The organism is Gammaproteobacteria bacterium, assembly GCA_019911805.1.
Lineage (GTDB): Bacteria > Pseudomonadota > Gammaproteobacteria > Thiohalobacterales > Thiohalobacteraceae > JAHJQQ01.
Window position 1 is genome coordinate 1 of record JAIOJV010000063.1, and the last position, 25,676, is coordinate 25,676.

Genomic DNA, 25,676 nt, shown 5'->3' on the forward strand with positions numbered 1-25,676 from the left:
CCCGAATCCCGATCCCCGAATCCCGATTGCTGAATCCCCGGGCCGAACCTCGCTATACTGGCGGCAACTTTATCCGTCATACAGCGCCTGACGATGACCCGCTACACCAGTACCCCCGAATTCCGCCACGACAGCCAGGAATCCCTCGGCATTCTGATCACCAACCTCGGCACGCCCGACGCGCCGACGCCTGCGGCGCTGCGGCGCTATCTGGCCGAATTCCTCTGGGACCCGCGCGTGGTGGAGATGCCGCGGCCGCTGTGGTGGCTGATCCTGCACGGTGTCATCCTCCGTATTCGTCCGCGGCGCGCCGCGCGCGCCTACGCCTCGGTCTGGACCGATGCCGGCTCGCCACTGCTGGCGATCTCACGCCGCCAGGCCGTGGCCCTGCAAACGGCACTCAGCGAACAGCTGCCGGGGCCGGTGAAAGTGGTGCTGGGCATGCGCTACGGCACCCCGTCCATCGCCACCGCATTGGAGGAGCTGCGTACCGCCGGTGTACGCCGCCTGTTGGTGTTGCCGCTGTATCCACAGTATTCGGCGACGACCGGCGCCTCGACCTTCGATGCCGTCACCGCTGTGCTGAGAGGCTGGCGCCGGCTGCCGGAGCTGCGCCTCATCACCCGCTATCATGATCACCCGGCCTACCTCGACGCGGTGGCCGATAGCGTCCGCGTACACCGTGCCGAACACCCCGGACCGGCGAAGCTGCTGTTCTCGTTCCACGGCCTACCCAGGCGTTATCTGCAGGCCGGCGACCCCTATCACTGCGAATGCCACGCAACCGCACGCCTGATCGCCGAACGCCTGGGGCTGCAACAGGACGACTGGCAGCTGGCCTTCCAGTCGCGTTTCGGTCGCGAGGAATGGCTCAAGCCCTATACCGACCATACCCTCAAGGCCTGGGGCAAGGCCGGCGTCGAGCGCGTGCAGGTCGTCTGCCCCGGCTTCTCTGCCGACTGCCTGGAGACACTCGAGGAAATCGCCGAACAGAACCGTGACTTCTTCCTGCACGCCGGCGGTAAGCGCTTCGAGTACATCCCGGCGCTCAACGACAGTCCAGCGCACATCGCTGCCCTGGCACGCATCGTCCGCGAACAAGTGTGCGGCTGGCCAGAGAGCGGCGACTGGGATCAGAACGCGGACACACAGCGCCGCGAGGAACGCCTGCGTCGTGCACTGGCATTGGGCGCAGAATACTGATCAAAATCTTCCATCGTCACGGAAAACACGGACAAGGAAGCTGTTGTCACAAAAAGCCGACAAATCGTATCGAGGCAATGCGACGCAACGCTCCATTCTGCGTGTTTTACCTGCGCGTCGCCCGGGTTTTCCGTGGCTAGGCTTTTACTGCCCCCGGATGTCATCCGCTGTGTGATGCATCATGACGGCCCCTTCCGCACCCCCTATCCGCATCGGCATCAGCAGCTGTCTGCTCGGGGAGCAGGTGCGCTACGATGGTAATCACAAGCACGATCATTATCTGAGTGGCACCTTTGGCCAGGTGTTCGAATTCGTGCCGGTGTGCCCCGAAGTCGGCATCGGCCTGGGTGTGCCGCGGCCGGCCATCCAGCTCGTCGGCCCGCCCGATGCACCCCGTCTGGTGGGTGTGGAGGTCACGGACCTGGACGTCACAGAACGGATGATCACCTATGGGCAGCGCATGGGGCACAGGCTCGGTGATCTCAGCGGCTACATCCTGAAGAGCAGATCACCATCCTGCGGCATGGAGCGCGTGCAGCTCTACGCCAGCCCCGATCGCAAAGGGGGTCGTGGCAGCAGACAGGGCATCGGACTGTATGCCCGTGAGATCATGCGTGCCCACCCGTTGCTCCCGGTCGAAGAGGAGGGGCGTCTCGGCGACCCCCTGCTGCGCGACAATTTCCTGGAACGCGTGTTCACCTATCATCGCTGGCAGCGACTCAACGCACAGCGGCTCACACCCAAGGCACTGGTCGGGTTCCACACCCGCCACAAGCTCGCCCTCATGGCACACGGCACGGAGCCCTACCGTGCGCTGGGACGTCTGATCGCCGAGGCCGGCAGGCGCCCGCTGCGCCCACTGGCAGACGAATATGTCTCCGGACTGATGCAGGCTCTGCGTCAGCGCGCGACGGTGCGGCGCCACACCAATGTGCTTATGCATATCATGGGTTACCTCAAACGGCAGCTCGACCGCGAGGACAAGCAGGAACTGTTGGAGCTGATCGAGGGCTATCGGCAGGGCCGCATCCCGCGTATCGTGCCGATCACGCTGTTCAAGCATCACTTCCGCACGCATCCCAACGACTATATCGCCGGACAGACGTATATGAATCCCGACCCGTTGGAACTGCAGCTACGCGGGTTTCATTGATCGCCACGAAATCCATGGGACAAACCGAATGAATTCCATGTGGAATGCCCCGAACACCATCGAAGTATGTCGCCCCCCAGAACAGCCGGGCGGGACTTCGTCTAAGAAACCGTGGGATACCAATGGTAGCGTGTCCACCCGGTGTATACAGTGATAACCGCGATACAGGGACCATGATGATACGCAGTACGCTTACCTGGCTTATCGCCATGCTGATCATGGCGACCGCCGTCGTCCACGCGGAACCGCACATCATCCTGCCCAAACACCGCATCGAGGCGCATGAGCTCGCTATCATCGTCAATGAGGCCGACCCGCTCAGCCGGAGGATCGGCGCCTACTATCAGCAACGTCGCGGCATCCCGGAGGCGAACCTCATCCGTGTTCGCTTCGACCCGCACCGCAAACAGATGTCGCCGGCGGAATTCGCCGCCATCAAGCAGGCAGTCGACGCGGCGACGCCCGCGCAGGTCCAGGCCTATGCGCTGACCTGGGTGACACCCTGGCGGGTTGGCTGCATGTCCATCACCTCGGCCTTCACCTTCGGCTTCGATAAGGCCTGGTGTTCAAGCCAGCGTTGTGCCGCGACGCGGGTCTCGCCATATTTCGACAGCGGCAGCGCCGCTCCCTTCGACGACCTGGGGATCCGCCCCACGATCGTACTGGCGGCCATCGATTTTGCCGCCGCCCGGGCGCTCATCGACCGCGGGATCAGTGCCGATGGCAGCCGCCCGGACGGTACGGCCTACCTGCTCAGCACCAGTGACCGGGCGCGCAATGTGCGCCATGGTATCTATGCGGAGATCGTGCGCCGCTTCTCGCCCCTGCTCAGGATCGAGGTGCTGGAAGCTGACACCCTGCGCGGGCGCGACGACGTACTGTTCTATTTCACCGGCCTCACACAGGTCGAGAATCTCGATACGTTACACTTTGTCCCTGGGGCGATCGCCGATCACCTCACTTCTGCCGGCGGTGTACTCATCGGCGGCCGGCAGATGAGCGCGCTGCGCTGGCTGGAGGCCGGTGCCACCGGTAGCTACGGCACGGTGGTCGAGCCCTGCAATCTCCCCGGCAAGTTCCCCAACCCCGGGCTGGTCATGCAACATTATCTGCGCGGCGCGACCCTCATCGAGGCCTATTGGAAGAGCGTGCAGATGCCCGGCGAAGGCCTGTTCATCGGCGAACCGCTGGCAGCGCCCTTCGACTTCCTGGAAATCACCCGCCGTGACGGCGCGCTGGTCGTGGAGACCTGGTCTCTGGCACCGGGGCTGTATCGCCTGGAGGCCGCGCCCACGGTAGTCGGCCCCTATCGACCGGTCGCACGCGTGCCGATCGGTTTTCCCGTCCCGCCGCTGCGGTTGCCGGATAGCGGCAGCGGTGTGCTGCGCCTGGTGCCCACCAGGCCTGCCGACTGAGACACAGCCGCCGCCCTTGGCCGCGGGGCATGCGTGTTAGAATGCCATTGCGTATCGCCCAACGACCCTGTACCGGAAACGCCCTTCATGTTCGACGCAGCCTGGATCGGTATCGCCTTTCTGCTCGGCATGGGGGCACGCCTCGTCGGCCTGCCACCCCTCGTCGGTTATCTCGCCACGGGTTTCGTGCTGTTCGGCCTGGGCATGGACGCCGGCGGCACGCTGGACCACATCGCCCAGATCGGCATCACCCTGCTGCTGTTCACCATCGGCCTCAAGCTGCAGCTCGGTACCCTGCTGCGGCCACAGGTCTGGGCGGTCACGTCAATCCACATGGCGCTGATCAGCCTGCTGCTGCCGGCAATATTGCTGGGCGCGGGTGCTGCCGGCCTGGCGTTCGCAGCCGAACTGCAACCCACAACAGCGCTTTTGCTCGGCTTCGCACTCAGTTTCTCCAGTACGGTCTTCGCGGTGAAGGTGCTGGAGGACAAGGGCGAACTCTCGTCCATCTACGGCAGTACCGCCATCGGCATACTCATCATGCAGGACATCGCGGCGGTCATCTTTCTCGCCGCCTCGACCGGCAAGATACCCAATGCCTGGGCACTGCTGCTGCTACCGGGTCTGGTGCCACTGCGCTGGCTGCTCCAGCGCATCATGGACCGTGCCGGCCACGGCGAACTGCTCATCCTGTTTGGACTGGCGGTCGCGCTCGGTGGTGCGCAGCTCTTCGACCTGGCCGGCATCAAAGGTGACCTCGGTGCCCTGATCCTCGGCGTACTGCTGGCCTCGCACCGCAGCGCTGGGGAACTGTTCAAGGCATTGGTTGGGCTCAAGGATGTATTCCTCGTGGGCTTCTTTCTGAGCATCGGCCTGAAGGGCACGCCGGGAATGGACGCGCTGCTGGTTGCAGTACTGCTGGTGGTCCTCCTGCCGCTGAAGAGTGCGCTGTATTTCTGGCTGCTGGCCAAGTGGCGTATGCGTGCACGCACGGCCTTCCTGGCATCGCTCAACCTGTCGAACTACAGCGAGTTCGGCCTGATCGTGGCGGCCATCGGTGCGGCCAACGGCTGGCTGGCGGACCAGTGGCTGACCACCCTGGCCATCGCCCTGGCGCTGTCCTTCGTGGCGGCCTCGCCACTCAACACCCTGGCCCACCACATGTATATGCGGTCACGCCGCTGGCTGGTACGTTTCCAACACCCACAGCGGCTGTCGGAGGAGGAAGAGATCGACCCGGGCGATGCCACTGTGCTGATCTTCGGTATGGGCCGTGTCGGCACCGGCGCCCACGACGCCCTGAGCGAGCAAGTCGGGGAAAAGGTGGTCGGCATCGACCACTCACCGGAAATCGTGGCGCGCCAGCGCGCCGCCGGCCGCAATGTAATCCAGGCGAGCGCCACCGACCCCGACTTCTGGGCGCGGCTCAAGCTTGACCACGGCACCATCCGCCTGGTGATGCTGGCCCTGCCACAGAATCAGGAAAATGTAGTCGGTGCGCGGCAGCTGAAGAATTTCGGCTATTCGGGCCGTATCGCTGCCATTGCCAAATATGAGGACGACAGCGAGCGCCTGCGCGCAGCCGGTGTGGACAGCGTCTTCAACCTCTACGCCGAGGCCGGCAGCGGCTTTGCGGAAGACGCCTATCGGGGCGTGCAGGCGGCGCGGCCGGAGAGCGCTTGATATCTGTCGACACTCACCCCGTCGGCACGGCATCGACTGGTAAACGCCACCGCACCGCCTTATCCTCTGGTTCCACTTTCAGAACCTGGAGTAACCATGACGCATAGACCGCACAGACCCGGACTCCGTCCCCTGCTCGCTGCGAGCCTGCTGCTGTGTGTGGCCGCGCCGCCCTGCCTGGCCGCGCCGCCCGGCACCGCCCCCCTGGGCCTGTCGCAGGGCACGCAGGAACTGCTGCAGGCCGAGATGCGGGGGTTGGAGGCAGGCATGCAGCTGCTCGTGCCGGCCATCGCCCAAGGCGACTGGAAGACCATCGCCGACACCGGTAAACGCATTCACGCCAGCTACATCATGGCGCAGTCACTGACCGACGCCCAGCGGCACGAACTCGAAGACAAGCTGCCCGAGCATTTCATCATTCTGGATACGCAGTTCCACCACGAGGCCGAAGGCCTGGTGCAGGCCGCCGAGCAGCGTGACGCCGGGCTCGCGGCACTGCGCTTCTACCGGCTGCTGGACGGTTGCGTGAGCTGCCATACGAGCTTCGCTGCCGACCGCTTCGAGGGCCTGAGTCCTGCGCACGGTCCGGCGGCGCATACGCACTGATAGCGCACACTTCAGAGCGGTACGCTGGCAGGCCAACAGGGATAGCGTTTACTGAAGCCGATATTTTATGAGGTAGTCACGGGGTGGCACGGGGAAATATCTCTGGTAAATGGCCGGACAGTAAACCTCTCCGTTACCACCCGAGGACCCGGTCTATTGAATCCAGCCCGTGTCATTGCGTCGATTCAACAGGAAAAATGGCGTACGTATTCCGTTAACGGCGATTGAACGGCAGGATGTTGCGCGGTTCGGCGCCATCGCGCGCACCGAACCAGCGGACCAGCTCCTCAAAGGGTAGCGGCCGTGCCCAGTGGAACCCCTGCATGCGTGTGCAACCCATGGCATGCAGGGCATCCACCTGTGCCTGTGTCTCAACGCCTTCCGCCAGGACAGTGATACCAAGGCTGGTGGTCATGGCCACGATTGCCTTGATGAGGTTGGCATTAACGGTGTCGTCGGGCAGATTGCGGACGAAGGTGCGGTCGATCTTCACCATATCCAGTGGCAACCGGCTGAGATAGCTCAATGACGAGTAGCCGGTGCCGAAGTCATCCACCGACAGCGAGATCCCGGCCGCTTTGATTTCGGCTATCACGGTGGCAACACTGCCGGACTTGTCAATGAGGGACGACTCGGTGATCTCCAGCTCGAGGGCGTGGGCCGGCAGGTCGCTGTTCTTGAGCGCGGCGTACACACTCTCGACGAAGCCCGGTTGCTGCAATTGCTTCCCGCAGAAGTTCACCGCCATGCGGATATCCGGCAGCGTCCGTCGCAGCCGGGCCGCCGCGGCGCAGGCCTGCACCAGCACCCAGTGACCGATGGGAATGATGAGGCCGGTCTCCTCGGCAATCGGGATGAATTCCAGCGGCAAGACCATTCCGCGGTCAGGGTGACGCCAACGGATCAGCGCCTCCACAGCGAATACCTGACCACTGTCCAAGTCGATCTGCGGCTGGTAGTACAGTTCGAACTGGTCGCGGTCCAACGCCCGGCGGAGATCGCGCTCGATGTCCAGTCGGGCCGCGACGGCGTGCGCCATGTCCGACTGATAGAAATTGTAGCGCCCACCCTTATCCGCTTTGGCCTGATACATGGCTGTATCGGCATTCTTGATCAGTTCGCCCAGCGTCTCACCGTCCTGCGGATACATGGCGATGCCGATGCTGGCGCCGAGAAACACCTCCTTCTCAAGGAAAGTAAACGGCTCGGCCAGGATCTGGCAGAGACGTCCGGCAACCTTGGCGACCATGTCACGCCCGGTCGGATTGTGCAGCACGACACCGAATTCGTCACCGCCGAGACGGGCCACCAGGTCGTCTGGCTGGACGCACTGCAGGATACGGGCCCCGACGGCGCGGATCAGCAGATCGCCGACATCATGACCGAGCGAATCGTTGGCGATCTTGAAGCGATCCAGGTCCAGGAACAGTACGGCGAGGTCGGCCGACGCATCCTGAGCGGAGAGCACCATGCCAGCCAGCGTCTCACGGAAGGCCTGCCGGTTGGACAGACCCGTGAGTTCGTCCACGTTGGCCAGCCGCCAACGGTCCCGATCGGCGCGGTGCGCATGCAGCAGGCGGGCGATGCGCTTGCGCAGCAGCCCGAAATTGATTGGCCGCGGGATATAATCGGTCGCCCCGGCCGCGAGCGCGTGCTCAATGGCGGTGGTGTCGTCGAGCGCAGTGATCATCAGTACCGGTGTCGCGGCACACTCGGCCTGTGCCCGGATCCGGGCACAGGCCGTGAAGCCATCCATACCCGGCATGACCGCGTCCATCAAAATCAGATCCGGCATGGATTCCTGACAGGAAGCAACCGCGTCCGCACCGTTGTCGGATTCGATGACGGTACAGCCGTCGGCCTCCATGAGTTTGCGCAGAACCAGCCGCGTGCCGTGATCTTCGTCTACGATCAGCACGGTCGCTGGCGGCATATCCTGCTCTGTGGTTGCAGCGACGGCGGCCGCCATCTGCGAGAATTCCAGCAGTGCCGTGCGCAGCTCCGCCGTATCAGCGCTCAGCGTGGCGGCACCGCCGTGGCGCGCCGCGGATTCGATGGACTGTGCGATTCCGGCGAGACGTACGGCGCCGATGGTGCTCGCGCTGCCTCGCAGGGTATGCGCGGTTGCCATGACCGTGCGCGGATCCGGCTGCTGTACCTGTTCAGCGAGCATGGCGATATAGCGCGCCATGTCCCGTTCGAAGACGGCCAGATATTCGCCGAAGGTAGCGCCAAGCTGCGCGCGGATATCGTCGAAGATCACATGATCCAGGCTGTGGTCGATCGGACGGGCCGCTGTGTCCGATACTGCGACCGGCAGCCACGGGCGTAGCTTGTCCGCCAGCACCTGCAGCCGCAGTGGCTTGCTGATATGGTCGTTCATACCAATCGCGAGACAATGTTCGCGATCTCCGGCCGTCGCATTGGCGGTCATCGCCAGAATGGGTACGGCCGCATGTGCCCCCCCCGAGCTGCGGATGCGGCGTGTTGTCTCATAGCCATCCAGCTCCGGCATCTGGCAGTCCATCAGCAACAGGTCGAAGTGGCGGCCATCCAGCATCTCCAGCGCTTCACGACCGTTGTTGGCGACGACCACGCGACAACCCAGACGCTCCAGCATGCTGCGCGCTACCAGTTGACTGGGAGCGTCATCCTCAACCAGCAATACATTCGCGCTTAACTGCAGCACCTCCGGCAGCGCCTCGTCGATACCATCCGGCCGGGAACGGCGCTGCAGACCGTGAACCACCCCATCGTAGAGTGCAGCCTCGCACAGCGGCCGCAGCAGCCAGCCCACATCCGTCGCCGCCAAGGCCGGCGGTACGTCTGTGACATCGGCCATTGCGATGCATGCAGCCCTGCCGGATGTCTGCATCTGCTGCAGGAAATCGACCGCCGTCTGGTCGGCTGCCGCCGTGGGCAGGTCCACCAGCAGGACGTCATAGGCCCGTCCGGCGTCCGTCGCCTCGTCCAGCAGCAGGGCCGCCTGCTCGATCGACGCGGCGAACCGGAAGTAGCTGCCCCAGCGCTGGAAGATCTGACCGAGGAGCACGGCCCGCCGCTGGACGCCGGACACCGCCAGCACGCGGATGCCGGCGGTGGATGCCCGATCCGGTACCACACGGGTATCTTCGGCCTGGACGATCGGCATGGAAAACCAGAATGTCGATCCGTGCCCGGGGAAGCTCATGACACCGATGCGGCCGCCCATCAGCGTCACCAGTTGGCGGCAGATCGCCAACCCGAGACCGGTCCCGCCATAGCGCCGGGTGGTAGAGCCATCCGCCTGTTCGAAGGCATCGAAGATGCGACCATGGGCGTGCAGCGGGATGCCAATGCCTGTATCCACCACCTCGACGCGCAGCTGTGGCCCATCCTCCCGGTGTACCTCACAACCAACACGGATCAGCACAGAACCGTCCGCGGTGAACTTGACTGCATTGGAGGCCAGGTTGAGTACGACCTGACGCAGGCGTCTGACATCACCCCGCAGGGACAGTGGAATGCGTGCATCGAATTCGTAGCAGATGTCCAGCTGCTTGCGGCGTGCCTGGTCCGAGACGAGCCGGATGACGTCACCGACCATGTTCGGCAGGTAGAAATCCTCAACGTGCAGCTGCACGTGACCGGTCTCGACCTTGGAGAAATCCAGGATATCGTTGATGAGATCCAGCAGCACATTGCCGGACGCAAAGGCGACATCGATGTACTTGCGATCGCCGGCCGGCAGTGTGCGGCTCACACGCAACAGCTCGATCATGCCGAGCACGCTGTTCAGCGGGGTGCGCAGCTCGTGGCTGACGTTGGCTGCGAATTCGCCCTTGAGGCGCGCGACCTCGAGGGCCGCGTCGCGCGATGCAGCGAGGTCACGGTTGCGGTCCTCGATGACCCCCATCATGGTATTGAAGGAATACTGCATCTCACGCACGTCGCAGGGTCCGGCCGCGTCGGCCCGGATACCGGTCTCACCCCGCTCGGCACGGCGCATGAGGTGCGACAGCGTCTGCACGGGGTGAGTGACGCTACGGGTGACCGCCAGCAGCGCGACCAGCAGGGCACCGGCAAGGATCACGGATAGAACGAAGTTGAAACCGAAGATGCTGCGGGTGAGTACCGCCAGTCGGTCCTTGCCGACCACCAGATAGACATGACCGATGGTCTGCGGCTCGCCGGCCGGTACCGGCTCCTCGGCCGTCGAGCGGAACAGCTGCTCGCCGAACCGGACGGGCGCGGTGAAGGCGAAGAACCCCGGCGCCTCGGTATGCAGGGCGGTGCCATCGGGAAGCCCTTGTGCATCGATCCCCTCCGGCAGCCGCTCCCCGAAACTGGCGAGCAATTCGCCTTCGTCGCCGAAGATAGCGACCGTCTTGACGTCGGGAAAACCCAACGTCGCCTCGGCGGCATCGCTCACATTGTCCGGGCTGTGGTACAGCAGGGCCAGCACACTCTGATTGGCGAAGGTCTCGGCGATCTGTCGTCCCTCGTCGAGTATGGCGCTGCGCACGGCACGCACCGACCCGAGGGAGATCGCGATGCTCGACGTCAGGTAGACCAGCACGATGCCGGTGACGAAGACCCCGGCGATCTGGCGGGTGAAACTGAGGCGATTGATCCACTTCAGGGGTTGCATACGTCCCGTACTCAGCGCTGTGGAAAGACGAGGTCGAACGACCGTATCAGATCGGGGCTCAGATCGAGCCGCAGATGCTCGGCGGTACGCAGATTCACCGCCATGAGCAGGTCCTCGAGCGGCAGCAGACCCACGGCAGCCGGCGCCGTCGCCCGCTGCCGGGCGACGCGCGCCAGCCGGCGGCCCATGTCGACGTTGTTCGGGTACACAGAATACAGGACCCCGCGCTTGGCATGGTCGGCGTTGCTGGAAAACAGGACAAAATCCTGTTCCCACGCCGCGTTCAGCAACATCGGCAAGATCACCCGGTCGTCGACGGCCTGGGGATCCTGAGGGATCCACAGGGCGTCGCTGGGGCCGAGCGTCGCGACTACCGACTTGTAGCTAGCGGCGGCAGACTGCAAATCTTCGACTTTGCGTGCCATTACCGTCAGGCCCAGGCGTTGCCCGACCTCGACCGCGCGGTCGATGACCGGTTGGCCCTGAGAATCGCTGTACACCACGGTCACCCGCGAGACATGCGGGGCCAGCCGCCGCAGCTGAACCAGGAGCAGCGCGGGGTCAGGCACCAGGCTGATCCCGACCGGCGGCAAGCCGCCCTCTCCGGCTGCTCCGGTCCGCACATCGGGATCAAGTACGGCCCCGCGCACGATGGCGACATTGAGCCCCATGCCTTCGACCGCATCCAGGGCGGTCCTGCCGAGGGTGATGCAGACTTCGATCCGCTCCTGCTCCAGGCGCGCGCGTGCCGCATCCGCGGACCGGGGCCCGAGTCGGATCACCGTCGGTGATTCACCGAGTTCCGCCTGGATACCCTGGGTGATGGAGACGAAAATGGAACTGTAGGGCTCGCCGATGTCGGGATAGACGACGGCGATACGCGGCGGTGGCCCCTCCTCGGCAGCGGCCGCCGGCAGATCGTGGGCCGCGGCCCACAGGCATCCACCCAGACCGAGTACCAGTAGCCGCGACCATTTCCGGATGCGGGTCGCGAACGCCCCCGGTCTTGCAGGCCACCCCGCAGGTCTGGTGGTCATGGTCCGCATCCGTCGTCCCGAGCCGCCACATTCACGTCAGTCAGCGGCATCCCAGCGCCGTGGCGCGGGACCGGTGTATTGGATATCATCGACGCGCATGGGCATGAAGCTGTCCGCCGCGCCCGTCGAGGCTTCCCGGTAACAGGCCAGCAGTCCGCCCTGGACGCAGATGGCGTAGATGGCGTGAATCTCTTCGGCGCTGTAGCTGAAATCGACCAGAAAGGCGGTGATGTAACCTGCCAGGTTCATACTCTCTCCGGCCTCATCCATCAATACCGACTCGACGGCGTCGGCCAAGGCCAGGTGCGGCCCGACCGCGAACCCCAGCCGCAACGCCAGGCGCTTCATGGCCACCACACGCTCGTCGCCTCGCGCTACCGGACGGCCGAAGCCCGGGATGGCCCGGGTGCGGTGGTCACGGCGGAACCCGGCGACGATCTCGGCCGGCGTGCGGCCTTCCCGATGGGACCGCAGCGCCCCGACGATGAAACCGGTCGCGGCGAGCGCCGTGCCCGGGCCGTAGAGCCGCGACTCGGATGCCAGCAGCCCGGCGCTGACAGCGGCCACGGGTGACGCCCGCAGCGTCCCCGCATACGTTGCCACCTGATTACACCAGATACGCGCATCCGGCCAGCTCAGACACATGAATGTGCCCTCGATCCAGTCGGCCACGCGCCGCTCGGGCAGGCGGCCGGTGACATTCAGCACCAGCAGCTGCACATAGCTCACCTCACCCAGCAGCTCGGACAGCAGGCCGTGTCCGTGGATGAGGATATCCTCACCGACACGCCAGCCACCGATGCGCGAGCGGATGATGCCGTGCAGACCGTCCCACAGGGCCGTGTCGTTCAGGGGTGTCTCAGTCGTCATCGATGAAGTACCGGCTGTCGTCGATGAAGGGCAGGGCTGTTAGGGGCTGGTTGCTCATCTCGAAGGCATGGGCCAGCAGACCGGGCGCGGACAGCCATTGAAACAGCCCGGGCCCGGTCTTGGGGTGAAACCCCAGATCCAGCAGGGCGGCGGCGGCCACGCCCGGCAGCAACCAGCCGCCGCAGTCGCGGTGCTGCAGCTCGGCGGCGAAGGTCGCGGCCCAGGCGAGCGCCTCACCGGCGCCGGGCGCTCGTGCCAGCGCCCGGCCCAGATCAACGGCCACGAGGTCGATGCCCCGGTAGCGCGTACCAAAGCCCGGCGCCGGCCGGACGTCCCCCCCCGCCACGCCTGCCACACCCACCGCGTCGGTGGCCGGCACCTCCGTCCGCACCCGCGCCTCGTCGCGTGGATCCCGCCGCAGATGACGCCGGACAAACATCATCGCGGCCCCGGCCTCCGCCGCACCCAGGTGTGCACCGCCGAGCACGTTCAGACCGAGCGGCAGGATATGCACGGGATCGGCTTTAGACACAGAAGCGGTGATCGCGGCCCGCGTGGCCGGGTGCCGCGGCCCCGGGTTGGCCAGGGCGATGCCCAGCTGCTCCAGCAGTCCGTGCTGCGCCGGGCTGCAGCGCCGCCCGGTGAACAGCAGATAGAGGTATTCCCAGTAAGAACACTTGGCCAGCAGCTCGCGCAGGTCGTAGCCATGACAATAGGCCGCGGCGGCGACATAGGGGTTGTCGGGTGCCGGCCGCTCCAGCCAGAAGCCACATTCCACGCGCTCGGCAAAATGCTCTGCACGGCGCTCGACCTTGGGCGGATCGTCGGCCACGCTCAGAACGCCAGGCGACCGGTCAGGAAGGCCGCGCGGCCGGCGAGGGGATAATCGTCGGGAATCAGCGCGCCACCGGGTATGCCCGGTTCCATGGGACTGGGCTCGCGGGCATCGGTGTCCAGGAGATTGAGCAGGGACAGCTGCAGGCTCCACTGACCGCGCGCGCCCGTCCGCGTCAGCGCGCCATCCAGCAGGGCATAGCCCTCGAGCGGGTCGCGCGGGTCACCAGGCTCGCGCACGCGTTCGCCCACCCATTTGACCTGGGTGGAGACCTCCCACAGATTGGCTGGGCGCCAGCGCAGCTGTACATAGGCCTGGTGTTCGGGAGAAAACGCCGCCTGGGCATCGGTCTCGCGATCGGTCGAACGCTGGTAGGCATAGTAAGTGCGCAGATCCAGCACGGAGGTCAGGCGGCTGTCGAGCTCCAGTTCGAAGCCATGGCCCTTCTGGCCGGCGGTGTTCGCGGCGGTGGCGGTCAGGCTGTTGCTGTCGGGCACGAAACGGATCAGGTCGCGAGCGTTGTATTTGAATACACTGAGACCGATGCGGGTATCGAAGGTCGGTTGGTAGTCGAAGGCAAGCTCGAAGGTATCGATGGTCTCCGGATCAAGATTGGGGTTGCCTAGTACTACCGGATTGTTGATGGTGAACAGCTCCGCGAACGACGGCGCCCGGAAGGCGCGCCCGTAGAGAAACTTGGTGGTCAGGTTCTGACGGGTGTTCCAGACCAGGGCGAGACGCGGATTGACGGTCGCGCCGAAGTCGGAGTAGTGATCGTAGCGCACCCCGGCGGTCAGTCTCCAGTCCGGCGCGAGGCCCCATTGGTCCTGAATGGAGACATATTTCACCGTCCGCGACTCGTCGGTGATGAACACATAGGGTGTGCCGGTCACTGAGGTCAGGGTCCCATCGATGGGGCTGACCGTGCCGTCGATCACCCCCGGGCCGAAGTTCTTGGTCTCCTTGGGCTCCAACTCGGCATGATAGATGCCCGCGCCGATCCGCCAGGCATGGTTGCGCATACCACTGTAGTACGTCACCAGATCCAGGCGGGCGTGCCGCTCGTAGACCTCCGGATTGCCGATCAGCCCGTCGGGAAAACCAACCCCTCCCGCTGGTGGGACAGGCCCCACTGGTGCGAGAGGATTGATGTTGCCGTCCGCGCCGATGGGCAACACGCTGCCCGCGGGGAACAAGGTCTGACGGGAGCGGGTATTGATGTCCATGTAACTGACACGCGCCTCGGCGGTCCAATGCTCGGTCAGCGGCCGCTCGCGTAACCCCGTTTCGACCAGATAATTGTCCACATCCCCCTGACCGCTGGGGTCGAGCACTTGGCTCAGTCCCGGCCCGACCCCCAGGTCCGTCTGTCGCCAGTTCCAGAAGCGCACGAACCAGTCCCGGGTACCGATATCGATGCGGGTATCGATCCGGTCGACACCTGTGCTGAAGCTGCCCGGCGCCCGCGAGGCCGTGGTGTTGAAGACCTGGTCGAAGACCGTCTGGGCGTCACTGCCCACCCGCCGGCCACTGTCACCGTCGGTGGTGGAGGCCTCGATGGACAGGGCGACATCGATGCCGTTGATACGCCCGCCGTACATGCCCCAGGCGGCGGCGGTATCGAAGGAGCCGCCACGCACGCCGGTCTCGATGCCGTCGTAATCGGCGGCAGTCTTGGTGGTGATGTCGATGACGCCGGCGTAGGCATCGGCGCCGTAGACAGCCGAGCCCGGCCCGCGGATGACCTCGATGCGGCGAATGGATTCCACCGGCAGATTGAAATTGGCGCCACGATCACCCACCAGCGCCTGAGTAATGGGCGTGCCGTTGACCAGTACCAGCACCTGGGGATTCTTGTCGGTATGGATGCCGCGGAAGGAATATACCGGCGAAAACCGGTAGGAGGACAGTCCGACGTGGAGGCCCGGCACCGTGGCCAGGACCTGATTCAGATCCAGCGCGCCCATGCGACGGATGTCGTCCGCCGTGATGACGGTCGCCACGGCCGGCGCGGTGGACAGCGGCTGCGCCACGCCCGTGGCGATGGTCACGAAGTCATGGTCGCCGTAGGAGAGCGCCAGCTCGGCTTCCTCGGGCGTAGCAGCCCGCAGGTGGTGGCCGCCCGCAAGCCCGGCTATGAAAAGCATCCACAGGGGAAACTGCTTGACGGTGGTAATGCTCGGGGGGTGCACAATAACCTCCGTTGCCTCGGCGCACCCGAGCCTATCGACCTTGATGCTATGCTACTTGAGATCGATGTCCAAATACATCCCGGAAAATTTTAATGCGACACCTTGGCATCCTCTGCCGACGTGTTCAGCATCCGGATGCGGCTGGCCATGGGAGGAATCTCCTCCGGATCCACTCGAATATCCAGCACCGTCGGGCCTCTTCGAGCACAGAGGGTAGGAATATCGAGCGCTTCGAGATCTGCGGGGGATTCAATGACCAGCCCCTGCGCACCAAGCGCCCCTGCCAGGGCTGCGAAGTCCACACGAGGAAGTTGGAAGCCTATGGGCTCCGCACCGGACAGCCGCTGGCCGTGCTTGACCATCCCCAGGGCACTGTCGTTCAGGATCACGAAGATCACCGTGAGTCCCTGTTCTATCGCAACGGTCAGTTCCTGTCCGGACATCAGCACACTGCCATCGCCGGTGATGCACACGATAGGCGTTTCGGGTTTTGCCAAAGCAGCGCCGATGGATGCGCCGATCGCCCAGCCCATTGATGCGAACTCCAGCGGCGCCCAGAAAATGCTGCCTTTGACATCGCGGCGACCGGCGAGGCGGCGATCGTAGGGGTGCAGGTAATGTATAGCCCAGGTCATGCTATTGCCGGAATCTACAAGATAATGAGTATGGGGTGGAAACAGGCGAGTCAAGTCGTGCATCAAACGTTGCGGCTTGATGGGCGTCGAATCATCTTCGTGCTTAGCAGCATCCTCGAGCTCGACGTTCGGCAAACGGCGCAGCTGCGCCACTCGCGGGGGCTTCGATTGTTCCTGTCTCAGCTCATTTTTCGGTGGTACCAGGCTGTAGATATCCGCGGCCTTCATCCGCCGCGCCAGCTCGTCGAAAATCGACGCCAGATGGCCGCGCACGTGCAGCCTGGCCATGGGCGACTTGGTCAGATTGCTTTCGATGGCATCGATGTGAATCAGGCGCCGGTTCAGGATCAGGTCCGCATTCCAGCCATCGGTGGCCGACTCGGTCAGGGCAGTGCCCACGGCAATGACGGTATCGACGTTCGGATCCAGCAATGCCTGGATCGCAGAGGTGTGGCCGGCGAAGCCGATCACACCGCGGAACAGCGGGTGATAGGGACTGACGAAGCCCTTGCCGTGCGGCGTCACGACGAGCTTCGCCCCTATGGCTAGTGCAATCTCCAGAATGGTACCGATGGCCTCGCCCGCGCCCTCGCCGATCACGAAGACCACGCCGCGTGCCTGGGCCAGTTCCTCCTTGAGGACCGCGATGGCTTCCGGATCGTAGACCTTGTCCGCCTGCAGCAGGCTGGCCAGGTCGTAGGATGGTGCCGCCACCGTCGCCGGACTGCGCAGGAGATCCAGGGGCAGGCTGATGTGGCTGGGCCCAACCGGCGTCTGGAAGGCCGCCATGATAGCCGCCGACAGCTTGGGCTCGAGCTGGTCGGGGTGCGATACCAGAGTGTTATAGCGCGTGCAGTATTCGAACATCCCGACGGTGTTGACACCGGTGCAGGATGACTCCTGCAGGGCCCCGCGCCCGAACGAGGCCAGCGCCGTCTGCGCGGTGATGACCAGCAGGGGGATGTGATTCTCGTAGGCCGAGGCGACACCGGTGATGAGATTGGTCGCGCCCGGGCCGGTGGTGGCGCAGCACACGCCCAGCCTGCCGCTGTTGCGGGCATAGCCGTCGGCCATGAAGGCCGCGCCGGTCTCGTGGCGGGCGACGACGACGCGCGGTCCACCGCGGCGAGCGCTGCGGGCCAGGGCATTGAACAAGGGCTCGATGGCGCCGCCAGGCACGCCAAAGACGTACTCGACGCCCAGCTGTTCGAGGTAGGCGACGATGATATCGGCGGCTTCGGGTTTGGGGCTGGGGTTGGAACTCGAACTGGGGCGGGTTTCGGCGGTGGATTTCAGGCGTGAAACGGGAATATCCTGACCCATCTGTTTGGTCTCCTCCGGCATGTTCTGGGCGCGGGCATTGCACCAGTCCTTTGGAAACCCCCTCCAGGCACTCCATGCGGGGTTTGATCTGCCTGTTATTCACAGAAGGTGTGGTAGATATAAAAGGTTCGACCCGATTTTGCAACCATCGTCTGGACATAAGTCGCCGATCGAGTGAATCGCCACCCGGTCACCGGTATGATAGCGATCACAGCTTGCAGGTCACCCGCCGCAACCGCATACCGTCACCCGCACACCACCCGACGCCCGACTGTCTCCATGAGCAAGTCCGAAGCCTTCGCCAACCGTCTGCGCAAGAATGCCAGGCATTGGGACAAATGGGCCGGCCGTCAGGGCCTGTCCTGCTACCGTATCTATGACCGCAACCTGCACGAGTTTCCGCTCACGATCGACCGCTACGGCGCGCATGTCCATCTGCAGGAATACGCTACCGACTGGGCGGCGGGTGAGCGCGAATACCAGGACTGGCGCGAGGACTGCCTCCGCGTGGTGAAGACCATCCTGGAACTACCGCACAAGTACATCCACTTCAAGCAGCGCCGCCGCCAGCGCGGGCTGGAGCAGTACGAAAAGACCGGCCACAGCGGTGAAGACTTCGTCGTCGAGGAGCAGGGCCTGAAGTTCTGGGTGAACCTCGACGCCTACCTGGATACCGGCCTGTTCCTCGATCACCGCAATACCCGGCGCCTGGTGCGCGAGCGTGCCGCCGGCCAGCGATTTCTGAACCTGTTCGCCTACACGGGCAGCTTCAGCGTCTATGCCGCAGCCGGCGGTGCGCCGGTATCGATCACCGTGGACATGTCCAACACCTATCAGGACTGGAGCCGGCGCAACTTCGCGCTCAACGGTCTGGACCCGGCGGCGCACCGGCTGGTGCGTGCCGATGTCTTCCAGTTCCTGGAAGATGCCGCATCCGCACAGGCACAGTACGATTTGATCGTCATGGATCCACCGTCGTTCTCGAACTCCAAGCGCATGGAGGGTGTGCTCGACGTGCAGCGCGACCACGTACGTCTGATCGAGGGCTGCCTGCGGCTGCTCGCACCCGGTGGCGAGCTGTTTTTTTCCAACAACCGGCGCGGCTTCCGTCTGGACGCCGCGGCCCTGGCCGGCTGCGACATCCGTGATATTTCGCGTCAGACCGTACCGGAGGATTTCTCCAACAAGAAGATCCACCAGTGCTGGATCATCCGTCACGGGGCGCGGCCATGAAGCGGGTATTCAGCGCCGGCGACCACCTGCTGGTGCATCATTTCAAGAACATCCTGCAGACCACCGGCATCGCCTGCGAAGTACGCAACGAATTTCTGATGGGCGGGGCCGGCGATCTGCCGGTGTTCGACTGCTGGCCGGAGTTGTGGGTCGCGGACATCGACGCGGCCCGTGCGCGGGAGATCATCGAGGCGGAGTCGCGGGACGCTGCGCCGGCTGCGGCCGACTGGACCTGCCGGCACTGCGGCACGGTCTGCGAGCCGCAGTTTGACGCCTGCTGGCAGTGCGGGCGGTCGCGTGATGTGACCTGAAGCGCAATCCGCGATGTCGGGATGGGTTCGCTGGTATGATTCTGAAAAACACTTGCCACGGATACACAGGGTATCCCTGCAATGGCTGTCCGCCATCGCCCCAGTCAGGAAGGTGCCTGGGTGAAGCAGAGGACATTGTTCATGTGTCCTCGTGTGATGCCATGGCAAAAATGATTTTTCAACATAGTGCGTGCCAAACGCATTCACCGGGAGACCCCGCGTGTTCGAACTCCACCCCCGGCTGGCCGAAGACTGCATCCCACTGAGCCGGCTTCAGCTCTGCCGGGTCCTGCTGATGAACGATAGGAGTTACCCGTGGCTGATACTGGTGCCGGAGCGCGTCGGCATCACTGAGATGTATCAGCTCACCCCGGACGACCGCCGCCAGCTGATGGAGGAGTCCGCCTTCGTCGCCCAGGCACTGGCCCGGGCCTTCTCCGCCGACAAGATGAATGTCGCGAATCTCGGCAACGCGGTACCGCAGCTGCATATCCATCACATCGTCCGTCATCATACCGACCCGGCCTGGCCTGCACCGGTGTGGGGCCGACACGCGCCCCGGCCCTATGCCGAGGCAGAACTGATGCGTACCGTCGCTCTGATCGAAGCGGCCTTCGATCAACTGATACAGGGCTGAGAGGCGCGCGACCATGACTGAATGCCCCGCTCCCTGCACCGTATCGTCATCGTCGGTGGTGGTGCCGGTGGCCAAACTGTACTGAAAATCCTAAGACCATTTTGGCCACGGAAGCACACGGAAAAGACCAGAAAACTCGCAGTCACCATCTCATCCCAGCAGCGTCGTGATCACTGCGCACTGCCACATCGCGAATTTTTGTGCCATTCGAGTAGTTCTGTGTGCTTCCGTGGCCAAGGATTTCTTCACCCCACCTACAGCCCGGCGAGATAGTCCGATCCGAGCTGCTGCATCTGTGTGCGGATCCAGGCAGCGCGACCGTACACATAGGGTGAAGGGGCATCGGCACGGAACCGTACGGGGTTCGGCAGCACTGCGGCCAGCAGTGCTGCCTCGTACGCATCCAGCTGGCGTGCGGGCCGGTCGAAGAAATGCGGGCCGGCTGCACCGACACCGAACACGGAGTCGCCGAACTGTGCGATGTTGAGATAGACCTCAAGGATACGCCGCTTCGGCCAGGTGAGTTCGATCAGCACAGTGAAATAGGCCTCCAGCCCCTTGCGCACCCAGCTGCGGCCGGACCACAGGAAGAGATTCTTGGCGACCTGTTGGCTGATGGTACTGGCGCCGCGCAGGCGACCACCGTCCGCGCCCCCCTGTACGGCCGCGGCGATGGCATCGAGATCGAAGCCGAAGTGCTGCGGAAAATGTTGGTCCTCGGCCGCGACCACGGCGAGCGGCAGCGCCGGCGGCAATGCCTGCCAGTCCACCCATTCATGGGCTACGCGTTGCGCAGAGCCCGCAACCCACAGATCGATCTGACGCTGAATAATGAAGGCACTGGTCGGCGGGTCAATCCAGCGCAATGGCAGCACGAGCACCAGCGGGCCGACCACCAGGAGCACCAGCAGGCGCAGAGCCCACGTACGCCAAGTACCCCGCTGCCGGGATCTGCCGCGAGCCATTCAGCCGGGGGACGGCATGCGTCCGTCCACCTTTCCGCGCGCATACGTACCACTGCCGGCACGCACTACCCTTCGATCAAAGACCTGTCCCGGGAGGTTGCGGTTCATCAGCGGCTCCAAAAAATCGCGGCCGGCACGAGTACCGTCCGATTCCGGCCCATTGTACGCACGGACCGACCCGTGCGCATCGGTCGCCGCGACCGCCGGCACGTCACCCACGAAAAAGGCGGTAGCTTCGCTACCGCCTCTGTCGGCTCCCACTCACACCGAACTGTTCGATCAAATGTCCGGAATCACGGCGTTGAAGCCCAGCGCCTGCCATAACTGCATGCCCCCGCGGTAATAGCGGATTTTCTCCGGCGGGTAACCGTTCTGGAGGAGCGCCCGAATGGCACGTGGCGACTGGTCGCACCATGGGCCGTTGCACCACAGCACAAGTTCCTGTGCCCGGCTGAAGTCCCAGGGCGAGACCTCCTCAGCATCACCGAATACCGCCGTCGTCTTCCGCACCAGCGTATCCCACGCCGATGCCTCGCCCGTTGCCGGCTGCACCCCCAACTGCGCCATCACCGCGCGGAAGTCCTCGGACTGCGGATCGAGCTCGAATGCGGTGAACGGGATATTGATCGACCCCGGGATCGTACCCTTCTCGAAGAAGGATGGTGTACGTGCATCGATTACGATGCCGGTCCCGCCGTGTACGCGAATACGCAGAAAATCGACCAGTTCAATCTCACCGACGGTAACAACGCCCGGTGCCACCTCCATCGGGTGGATGCAGAACGGTGGACACTTGCGGGACGTCTTGGCGAAACCGCCCGTGAGCATATTTTCCTGGTCCTGATTGCGCTGAATGCGCAGCGTCTTACCCTGGTGCTGCACATCTGCGTAGGGCAGGTCCTTGGCGATTCTGACCTCGATGGTGGGCTCGGCCGCGACGGCGAAAAGCGACCAGGAAAGGCACCCGACCAACAATGACGCGGCCAGGGCACGAGGGGTGATGTTGCGGTACATAGAATGAATCCTCATAGGAGTTCGACCACCCGGCGGCGGATTTCCGCGATTCGGTTGTCCTGGTTGTAGACATCAAAGACGCGCACGCGTGCCGACTCCGACAACTTCTCATAGAGCATGTAGGTCCCGCGGTAATGAACCAGGACCGCCTCGAACTGCTCTCGACTGAGGCCCGCCGGTAATTCGGTACGCCCCGGCGCACTCGGCACGGCACCCGGCCTCGTGGAGGCAACGGCTGCAACCTCCGCCTCGCCATCCATGCGTTCGGCGTCCGAGAGCAGTTCGAGCCTGTCGGCCTCGGCCTCCAGCGCATCGAGATAAGAGAGATCGTCGGCGCTGGCACCCTGCGTCCCGCACGTGAGGGTCAACAGCATGCCGGCCAACCACAGGCGCCACTGCGCGCCAGACCCCCCACCAGGTTCCCTGCCGGGTATCCGCGTCGATTCCATAAGTTATGCTCCCCAAAAGAACGTGTTCTGCCACCCGCTGCTCAAGATCTCCGCTGTTTGCAGGTGGTCCATTGGCTGGGTCGGAGTTCCTGCCGACCTTGGGATCCGTTTCGGCAAGTCAGGAGATATGTTGCGGACGACCTGATCAAAAGACGACATAAGTCAAACTAAAGAAGGGGCAAACAATTCGCGGCTCCAGCGGACGTCGGAATTCAGGCTTCGGACCTCTGGATCCCCCGCTGCCGCAGGACTGCCAACGCAAACATTGATCAGGGATTCTTTACCAGGGTCGAAAGGGCGCAGGGCCCGGAGCCGGGGTGGCTCAATGAAGGTGGTGCGTCGTGGAATTCCGCCACGGCGTGACCGGCACGACGCGATGGGTGGTCAATGCTCGCGGGTAGCGAAGAACCGTACCTCGGGATGGCGCTCCATGGCCATATCGAGATTGACGCGCGTGGGCGCGATGTAGACCAGATCCCCGCCCTGATCGATGGCGAGGTGCTCGTAGGCCTTCTCGCGGAAGCGCTGCATGGCCTTGGAGTCGTCGCATTCGACCCAGCGCGCAGTCGCCACTGCGACGTTCTCGAAGCTGCACTCGACGTTATATTCGCCGCGCAGGCGATGGGCGACGACATCGAACTGCAGGATGCCCACCACACCGAGGATCAGATCGTTGTTCTTCAGCGGCCGGAACAGCTGGGTGGCGCCTTCCTCGCACAGCTGTGCGAGTCCCTTCTGCAGGGCTTTCATGCGCAGCGGGTCGCGCAGGATGGCGCGCCGGAACAGCTCCGGCGCGAAGCTCGGGATGCCGGTGTACTTCAGATCCTCACCCTGGGTGAAGGTATCGCCGATACGGATGGTGCCGTGGTTGTGCAGGCCGATGATGTCACCCGGCCAGGCCTCTTCCACATGACCGCGCTCAGAGGCGAGGAAGGTCAGGGCATTGGCGATCTGCACGTCGCGGCCGATGCGCACGTGGCGTGCGCGCATGCCCTTCTGATAGCTCCCGGAACAGACGCGCAGGAAGGCGATGCGGTCGCGGTGTTGCGGATCCATGTTCGCCTGGATCTTGAACACGAAGCCGGTAAATTTCGGCTCGGTCGGCTCCACCGTGCGGGTGAGGGTGGCGCGTGGCAGCGGCGCAGGCGCGTGCTGGACGAAAAAATCGAGCAGATCCTGCACGCCAAAATTGTTGATGGCCGAACCGAAGAACACCGGCGTCTGGGTGCCAGCGAGGTAGGCCTGGGCATCGAAGGCATGGCTGGCACCGCGCACCAGCTCGATCTCTTCGCGCAGGTCCGCGGCCTGACCGCTGAGCACCTCGTCGAGTAGCGGATTGTCCAGCCCGTGGATGACGGTCATGTCCTGCCGCACACTACCCTTGCCGGGCGTGTACAGGTGCACGCTGTCGTCGATCAGGTGATAGACGCCCTTGAAGCGCTTGCCCATGCCGATCGGCCAGGTGACGGGCGCGCACTGAATCTTCAACACCGCCTCCACCTCGTCGAGCAGGTCGACGGGCTCGCGCCCCTCGCGATCGAGCTTGTTGATGAAGGTCATGATGGGTGTGTCACGTAACCGGCAGACCTCCATCAATTTGATGGTGCGCTCCTCCACACCCCTGGCCACATCGATCACCATGAGCGCCGAGTCGACCGCCGTCAGGGTGCGATAGGTGTCTTCCGAGAAATCTTCGTGGCCCGGCGTGTCCAGCAGGTTGACCATGCAGCCCTTGTAGGGAAACTGCATGACCGACGAGGACACGGAGATGCCGCGCTGCTTCTCCAGATCCATCCAGTCGGAGGTCGCGTGGCGTGCGGCCTTGCGGCCCTTGACGGTGCCGGCGAGCTGGATGGCGCCGCCGAACAACAGCAGTTTCTCCGTCAGCGTGGTTTTGCCGGCATCGGGATGGGAAATGATGGCGAAGGTGCGGCGGCGGGCCGCTTCACGGGTCAGATCGGACATGGGGTACGCAGCTCAGGAATGCCGCGGCATTGTACCGGATCGGGCGTCTCCACGCGATGGGGGTGCGATGGGGGCGCGACGGAAACGCACCGCAGGCGAGCCGGCCACGGCATCGGCAAGTCAGCCACGGAACCCACGGAACGACACGGAAAGAATACACAGCGTAAACCCGGGGTCATCTCCCCGTAGTTTGGTCTCCGGGCCTTGCACAATGAGCCCTTTTCCGTGTCATTCCGTGTGCTTCTGTGGTCAAGAAAGGTTCAACCAAGCACCATTGACCTCCGGCCGCATGCGGGCGATCCGTGTTTTCCGTGGCGCTTTGCCTGCAGTTCACAGACTCAGTGCGAAGATCAGTGCGTCCTCGCGTCCCTGCTCGGCCGGATAGTAATTCTTGCGCGAGCCGACCTCGTTGAAGCCCAGGCTCTGATAGAGGTGCAGGGCGGCAGGGTTGGACGGCCGCACCTCGAGCAACAGGGTGTCGGCGCCATGCCGGCGGGCCAGGGCGATCAGTTGGGTGAGCATCCCGCGCCCGAAGCCGCTGCCCTGCGATTCGGGGCGCACACACAGATTAAGGACATGCGCCTCGCCGGCGGCGATGCTCATGACGCCGTAGGCCTGGATCACGCCGCGCCGCTCGTACAGCCAGCAGGTGTAGCCGACCCGGAGGCAGTCGCGCAGGATACCGATCGTCCAGGGGTAGGGGTAGGCACGGCGCTCGATCTCCATGATCTCCGGGAGGTCAGCCTCGGCCATGGGACGAAATTTGCTGTCCGCCGATCGCAGGATGGCGCTCATTGCCCGCCCTCCACCGCACGCTCATGGAGCACGCGCACCGCGAACTGGAGATCCTCCCAGGCCATGCGCTTGTCCGCCGGCGTACGCAGCAGGTAGGCCGGATGGTAGGTGACGATCACCGGGATGTGCAGCGGGCCGTACGGGTGAACGTGCCCGCGCAGGCGCTTCAACGGCAGGTCGGTTTTGAGCAGATTCTGGGCTGCGATGCGCCCGACCGCCAAGATCAGGCGCGGCCGGATGAGGGCGATCTGGCGCTGCAGATAGGGCTCGCAGCAGGTGACCTCGCCGACCTGTGGGTCGCGGTTACCGGGGGGACGGCACTTGAGGAGGTTGGCGATGTAGACCGTCTGTCGATCGAGGCCGATTGCCGCCAGCATGTTGTCGAGCAGCTGTCCGGCATGGCCGACGAACGGCTCGCCGCGCCGGTCCTCCTCGGCACCCGGTGCCTCGCCGATGATGAGCCAGTCGGCAGCGGGGTTGCCGACGCCGAATACCGTCTGGGTGCGGGTGCGATGCAGCTCGCAACGGGTGCAGGCCGCGACTTCAGCCTGCAACGCCGCCCAGTCGTCCGGCTCGTCGGCATCGGTAGGGATCCCGGCCACCGCCACGGGTGGCGGCGGCACGCCGCGCCGCCGCCACACCTCGATGCCCATCGCGCGCAGATACCCAGCCTGCCGTTCTGCCACCACTCCTCAGCCCCCTCCTCGGCCCTAGCACCTAGAACC

Annotated in this window: 20 protein-coding genes; 8 read left to right on the top strand and 12 right to left on the bottom strand. The window is 64.3% G+C overall.

The window, feature by feature from the left end; all coding sequences use genetic code 11:
- Positions 1-93 precede the first annotated feature (93 nt).
- From hemH to K8I04_07130, 5 genes are all read left to right on the top strand, one after another.
- The gene (hemH, locus tag K8I04_07110; GenBank protein ID MBZ0071479.1) at positions 94-1,203 is read left to right on the top strand and encodes a ferrochelatase; all 1,110 of its coding nucleotides are present in this window, start codon (positions 94-96) and stop codon (positions 1,201-1,203) included.
- A 181-nt stretch (positions 1,204-1,384) separates the two neighbouring features.
- On the top strand, positions 1,385-2,356 hold the full coding sequence (locus tag K8I04_07115; GenBank protein MBZ0071480.1) for a DUF523 and DUF1722 domain-containing protein: 972 nt from the start codon (positions 1,385-1,387) through the stop codon (positions 2,354-2,356).
- 173 nt (positions 2,357-2,529) lie between these two features.
- Positions 2,530-3,771: a TIGR03790 family protein gene (locus K8I04_07120; GenBank protein MBZ0071481.1), complete on the top strand. Its 1,242-nt coding sequence runs from the start codon at positions 2,530-2,532 to the stop codon at positions 3,769-3,771.
- A gap of 87 nt (positions 3,772-3,858) precedes the next feature.
- Positions 3,859-5,454 carry a cation:proton antiporter gene (locus tag K8I04_07125; GenBank protein ID MBZ0071482.1) on the top strand — a complete coding sequence of 532 codons (1,596 nt, stop codon included), beginning with the start codon at positions 3,859-3,861 and terminating at the stop codon, positions 5,452-5,454.
- Positions 5,455-5,550: 96 nt separating this feature from the next.
- Positions 5,551-6,060, top strand: coding sequence for a hypothetical protein (locus tag K8I04_07130; GenBank protein ID MBZ0071483.1), 510 nt, complete (start codon positions 5,551-5,553; stop codon positions 6,058-6,060).
- Positions 6,061-6,274: 214 nt separating this feature from the next.
- On the opposite strand, the gene K8I04_07135 is transcribed toward K8I04_07130, so the two are convergent.
- The 6 genes from K8I04_07135 to K8I04_07160 form a co-directional block, all read right to left on the bottom strand.
- Positions 6,275-10,690, bottom strand: a complete 4,416-nt coding sequence (locus K8I04_07135; protein ID MBZ0071484.1) for an EAL domain-containing protein — start codon at positions 10,688-10,690, stop codon at positions 6,275-6,277.
- 11 nt (positions 10,691-10,701) lie between these two features.
- Complete coding sequence (locus K8I04_07140; GenBank protein MBZ0071485.1) at positions 10,702-11,727, bottom strand: hypothetical protein; 1,026 nt, start codon at positions 11,725-11,727, stop codon at positions 10,702-10,704.
- A gap of 36 nt (positions 11,728-11,763) precedes the next feature.
- The gene (locus K8I04_07145; GenBank protein MBZ0071486.1) at positions 11,764-12,597 is read right to left on the bottom strand and encodes a hypothetical protein; all 834 of its coding nucleotides are present in this window, start codon (positions 12,595-12,597) and stop codon (positions 11,764-11,766) included.
- Entirely contained in the window at positions 12,587-13,429 is an 843-nt protein-coding gene (locus K8I04_07150) for a citrate synthase (protein ID MBZ0071487.1), read from the bottom strand. Before K8I04_07150 ends, K8I04_07145 begins: the two co-directional genes overlap by 11 nt.
- 2 nt (positions 13,430-13,431) lie before the next feature.
- Positions 13,432-15,579 carry a TonB-dependent receptor gene (locus tag K8I04_07155; GenBank protein MBZ0071488.1) on the bottom strand — a complete coding sequence of 716 codons (2,148 nt, stop codon included), beginning with the start codon at positions 15,577-15,579 and terminating at the stop codon, positions 13,432-13,434.
- Between the two features lie 134 nt (positions 15,580-15,713).
- Positions 15,714-17,582 (bottom strand): thiamine pyrophosphate-binding protein, encoded by a 1,869-nt coding sequence (locus K8I04_07160; protein MBZ0071489.1) that lies wholly within the window; start codon positions 17,580-17,582, stop codon positions 15,714-15,716.
- 279 nt (positions 17,583-17,861) lie between these two features.
- On the opposite strand from K8I04_07160, the gene K8I04_07165 reads away from it, so the two are divergent.
- The 3 genes from K8I04_07165 (at position 17,862) to K8I04_07175 (ending at position 19,763) form a co-directional block, all read left to right on the top strand.
- Positions 17,862-18,815, top strand: coding sequence for a class I SAM-dependent methyltransferase (locus K8I04_07165; protein ID MBZ0071490.1), 954 nt, complete (start codon positions 17,862-17,864; stop codon positions 18,813-18,815).
- Entirely contained in the window at positions 18,812-19,126 is a 315-nt protein-coding gene (locus tag K8I04_07170) for a DUF2007 domain-containing protein (GenBank protein ID MBZ0071491.1), read from the top strand. The genes K8I04_07165 and K8I04_07170 overlap by 4 nt, the downstream gene beginning before the upstream one ends.
- Positions 19,127-19,421: 295 nt before the next feature.
- Positions 19,422-19,763 carry an HIT family protein gene (locus tag K8I04_07175; GenBank protein ID MBZ0071492.1) on the top strand — a complete coding sequence of 114 codons (342 nt, stop codon included), beginning with the start codon at positions 19,422-19,424 and terminating at the stop codon, positions 19,761-19,763.
- Between the two features lie 254 nt (positions 19,764-20,017).
- Here K8I04_07175 and mtgA read toward each other — a convergent pair whose 3' ends face one another.
- The 6 genes from mtgA to K8I04_07205 all read right to left on the bottom strand — a co-directional run bounded on the left by mtgA (position 20,018) and on the right by K8I04_07205 (position 25,604).
- Positions 20,018-20,728 carry a monofunctional biosynthetic peptidoglycan transglycosylase gene (gene mtgA / locus K8I04_07180; GenBank protein MBZ0071493.1) on the bottom strand — a complete coding sequence of 237 codons (711 nt, stop codon included), beginning with the start codon at positions 20,726-20,728 and terminating at the stop codon, positions 20,018-20,020.
- Between the two features lie 279 nt (positions 20,729-21,007).
- Positions 21,008-21,742 (bottom strand): rhodanese-like domain-containing protein, encoded by a 735-nt coding sequence (locus K8I04_07185; GenBank protein ID MBZ0071494.1) that lies wholly within the window; start codon positions 21,740-21,742, stop codon positions 21,008-21,010.
- Positions 21,743-21,753: 11 nt separating this feature from the next.
- Positions 21,754-22,116, bottom strand: coding sequence for a hypothetical protein (locus K8I04_07190; GenBank protein MBZ0071495.1), 363 nt, complete (start codon positions 22,114-22,116; stop codon positions 21,754-21,756).
- A gap of 459 nt (positions 22,117-22,575) precedes the next feature.
- Positions 22,576-24,156: a peptide chain release factor 3 gene (locus K8I04_07195; protein MBZ0071496.1), complete on the bottom strand. Its 1,581-nt coding sequence runs from the start codon at positions 24,154-24,156 to the stop codon at positions 22,576-22,578.
- Between the two features lie 330 nt (positions 24,157-24,486).
- Positions 24,487-24,951 (bottom strand): ribosomal protein S18-alanine N-acetyltransferase, encoded by a 465-nt coding sequence (gene rimI, locus K8I04_07200; GenBank protein MBZ0071497.1) that lies wholly within the window; start codon positions 24,949-24,951, stop codon positions 24,487-24,489.
- The gene (locus K8I04_07205; GenBank protein MBZ0071498.1) at positions 24,948-25,604 is read right to left on the bottom strand and encodes a uracil-DNA glycosylase; all 657 of its coding nucleotides are present in this window, start codon (positions 25,602-25,604) and stop codon (positions 24,948-24,950) included. Before K8I04_07205 ends, rimI begins: the two co-directional genes overlap by 4 nt.
- Between the last annotated feature and the right edge of the window lie 72 nt (positions 25,605-25,676).

What these genes read in the sequence shown, in the direction of transcription:
- hemH (MBZ0071479.1), top strand. Translation starts at nt 94, where the DNA reads ATGACCCGCTACACCAGTACCCCCGAATTCCGCCACGACAGCCAGGAA.
- K8I04_07115 (MBZ0071480.1), top strand. Translation starts at nt 1,385, where the DNA reads ATGACGGCCCCTTCCGCACCCCCTATCCGCATCGGCATCAGCAGCTGT.
- K8I04_07120 (MBZ0071481.1), top strand. Translation starts at nt 2,530, where the DNA reads ATGATGATACGCAGTACGCTTACCTGGCTTATCGCCATGCTGATCATG.
- K8I04_07125 (MBZ0071482.1), top strand. Translation starts at nt 3,859, where the DNA reads ATGTTCGACGCAGCCTGGATCGGTATCGCCTTTCTGCTCGGCATGGGG.
- K8I04_07130 (MBZ0071483.1), top strand. Translation starts at nt 5,551, where the DNA reads ATGACGCATAGACCGCACAGACCCGGACTCCGTCCCCTGCTCGCTGCG.
- K8I04_07135 (MBZ0071484.1), bottom strand. Translation starts at nt 10,690, where the DNA reads ATGCAACCCCTGAAGTGGATCAATCGCCTCAGTTTCACCCGCCAGATC.
- K8I04_07140 (MBZ0071485.1), bottom strand. Translation starts at nt 11,727, where the DNA reads ATGACCACCAGACCTGCGGGGTGGCCTGCAAGACCGGGGGCGTTCGCG.
- K8I04_07145 (MBZ0071486.1), bottom strand. Translation starts at nt 12,597, where the DNA reads ATGACGACTGAGACACCCCTGAACGACACGGCCCTGTGGGACGGTCTG.
- K8I04_07155 (MBZ0071488.1), bottom strand. Translation starts at nt 15,579, where the DNA reads ATGCTTTTCATAGCCGGGCTTGCGGGCGGCCACCACCTGCGGGCTGCT.
- K8I04_07160 (MBZ0071489.1), bottom strand. Translation starts at nt 17,582, where the DNA reads ATGGGTCAGGATATTCCCGTTTCACGCCTGAAATCCACCGCCGAAACC.
- K8I04_07165 (MBZ0071490.1), top strand. Translation starts at nt 17,862, where the DNA reads ATGAGCAAGTCCGAAGCCTTCGCCAACCGTCTGCGCAAGAATGCCAGG.
- K8I04_07170 (MBZ0071491.1), top strand. Translation starts at nt 18,812, where the DNA reads ATGAAGCGGGTATTCAGCGCCGGCGACCACCTGCTGGTGCATCATTTC.
- K8I04_07175 (MBZ0071492.1), top strand. Translation starts at nt 19,422, where the DNA reads ATGAACGATAGGAGTTACCCGTGGCTGATACTGGTGCCGGAGCGCGTC.
- mtgA (MBZ0071493.1), bottom strand. Translation starts at nt 20,728, where the DNA reads ATGGCTCGCGGCAGATCCCGGCAGCGGGGTACTTGGCGTACGTGGGCT.
- K8I04_07185 (MBZ0071494.1), bottom strand. Translation starts at nt 21,742, where the DNA reads ATGTACCGCAACATCACCCCTCGTGCCCTGGCCGCGTCATTGTTGGTC.
- K8I04_07190 (MBZ0071495.1), bottom strand. Translation starts at nt 22,116, where the DNA reads ATGCTGTTGACCCTCACGTGCGGGACGCAGGGTGCCAGCGCCGACGAT.
- K8I04_07195 (MBZ0071496.1), bottom strand. Translation starts at nt 24,156, where the DNA reads ATGTCCGATCTGACCCGTGAAGCGGCCCGCCGCCGCACCTTCGCCATC.
- rimI (MBZ0071497.1), bottom strand. Translation starts at nt 24,951, where the DNA reads ATGAGCGCCATCCTGCGATCGGCGGACAGCAAATTTCGTCCCATGGCC.
- K8I04_07205 (MBZ0071498.1), bottom strand. Translation starts at nt 25,604, where the DNA reads ATGGGCATCGAGGTGTGGCGGCGGCGCGGCGTGCCGCCGCCACCCGTG.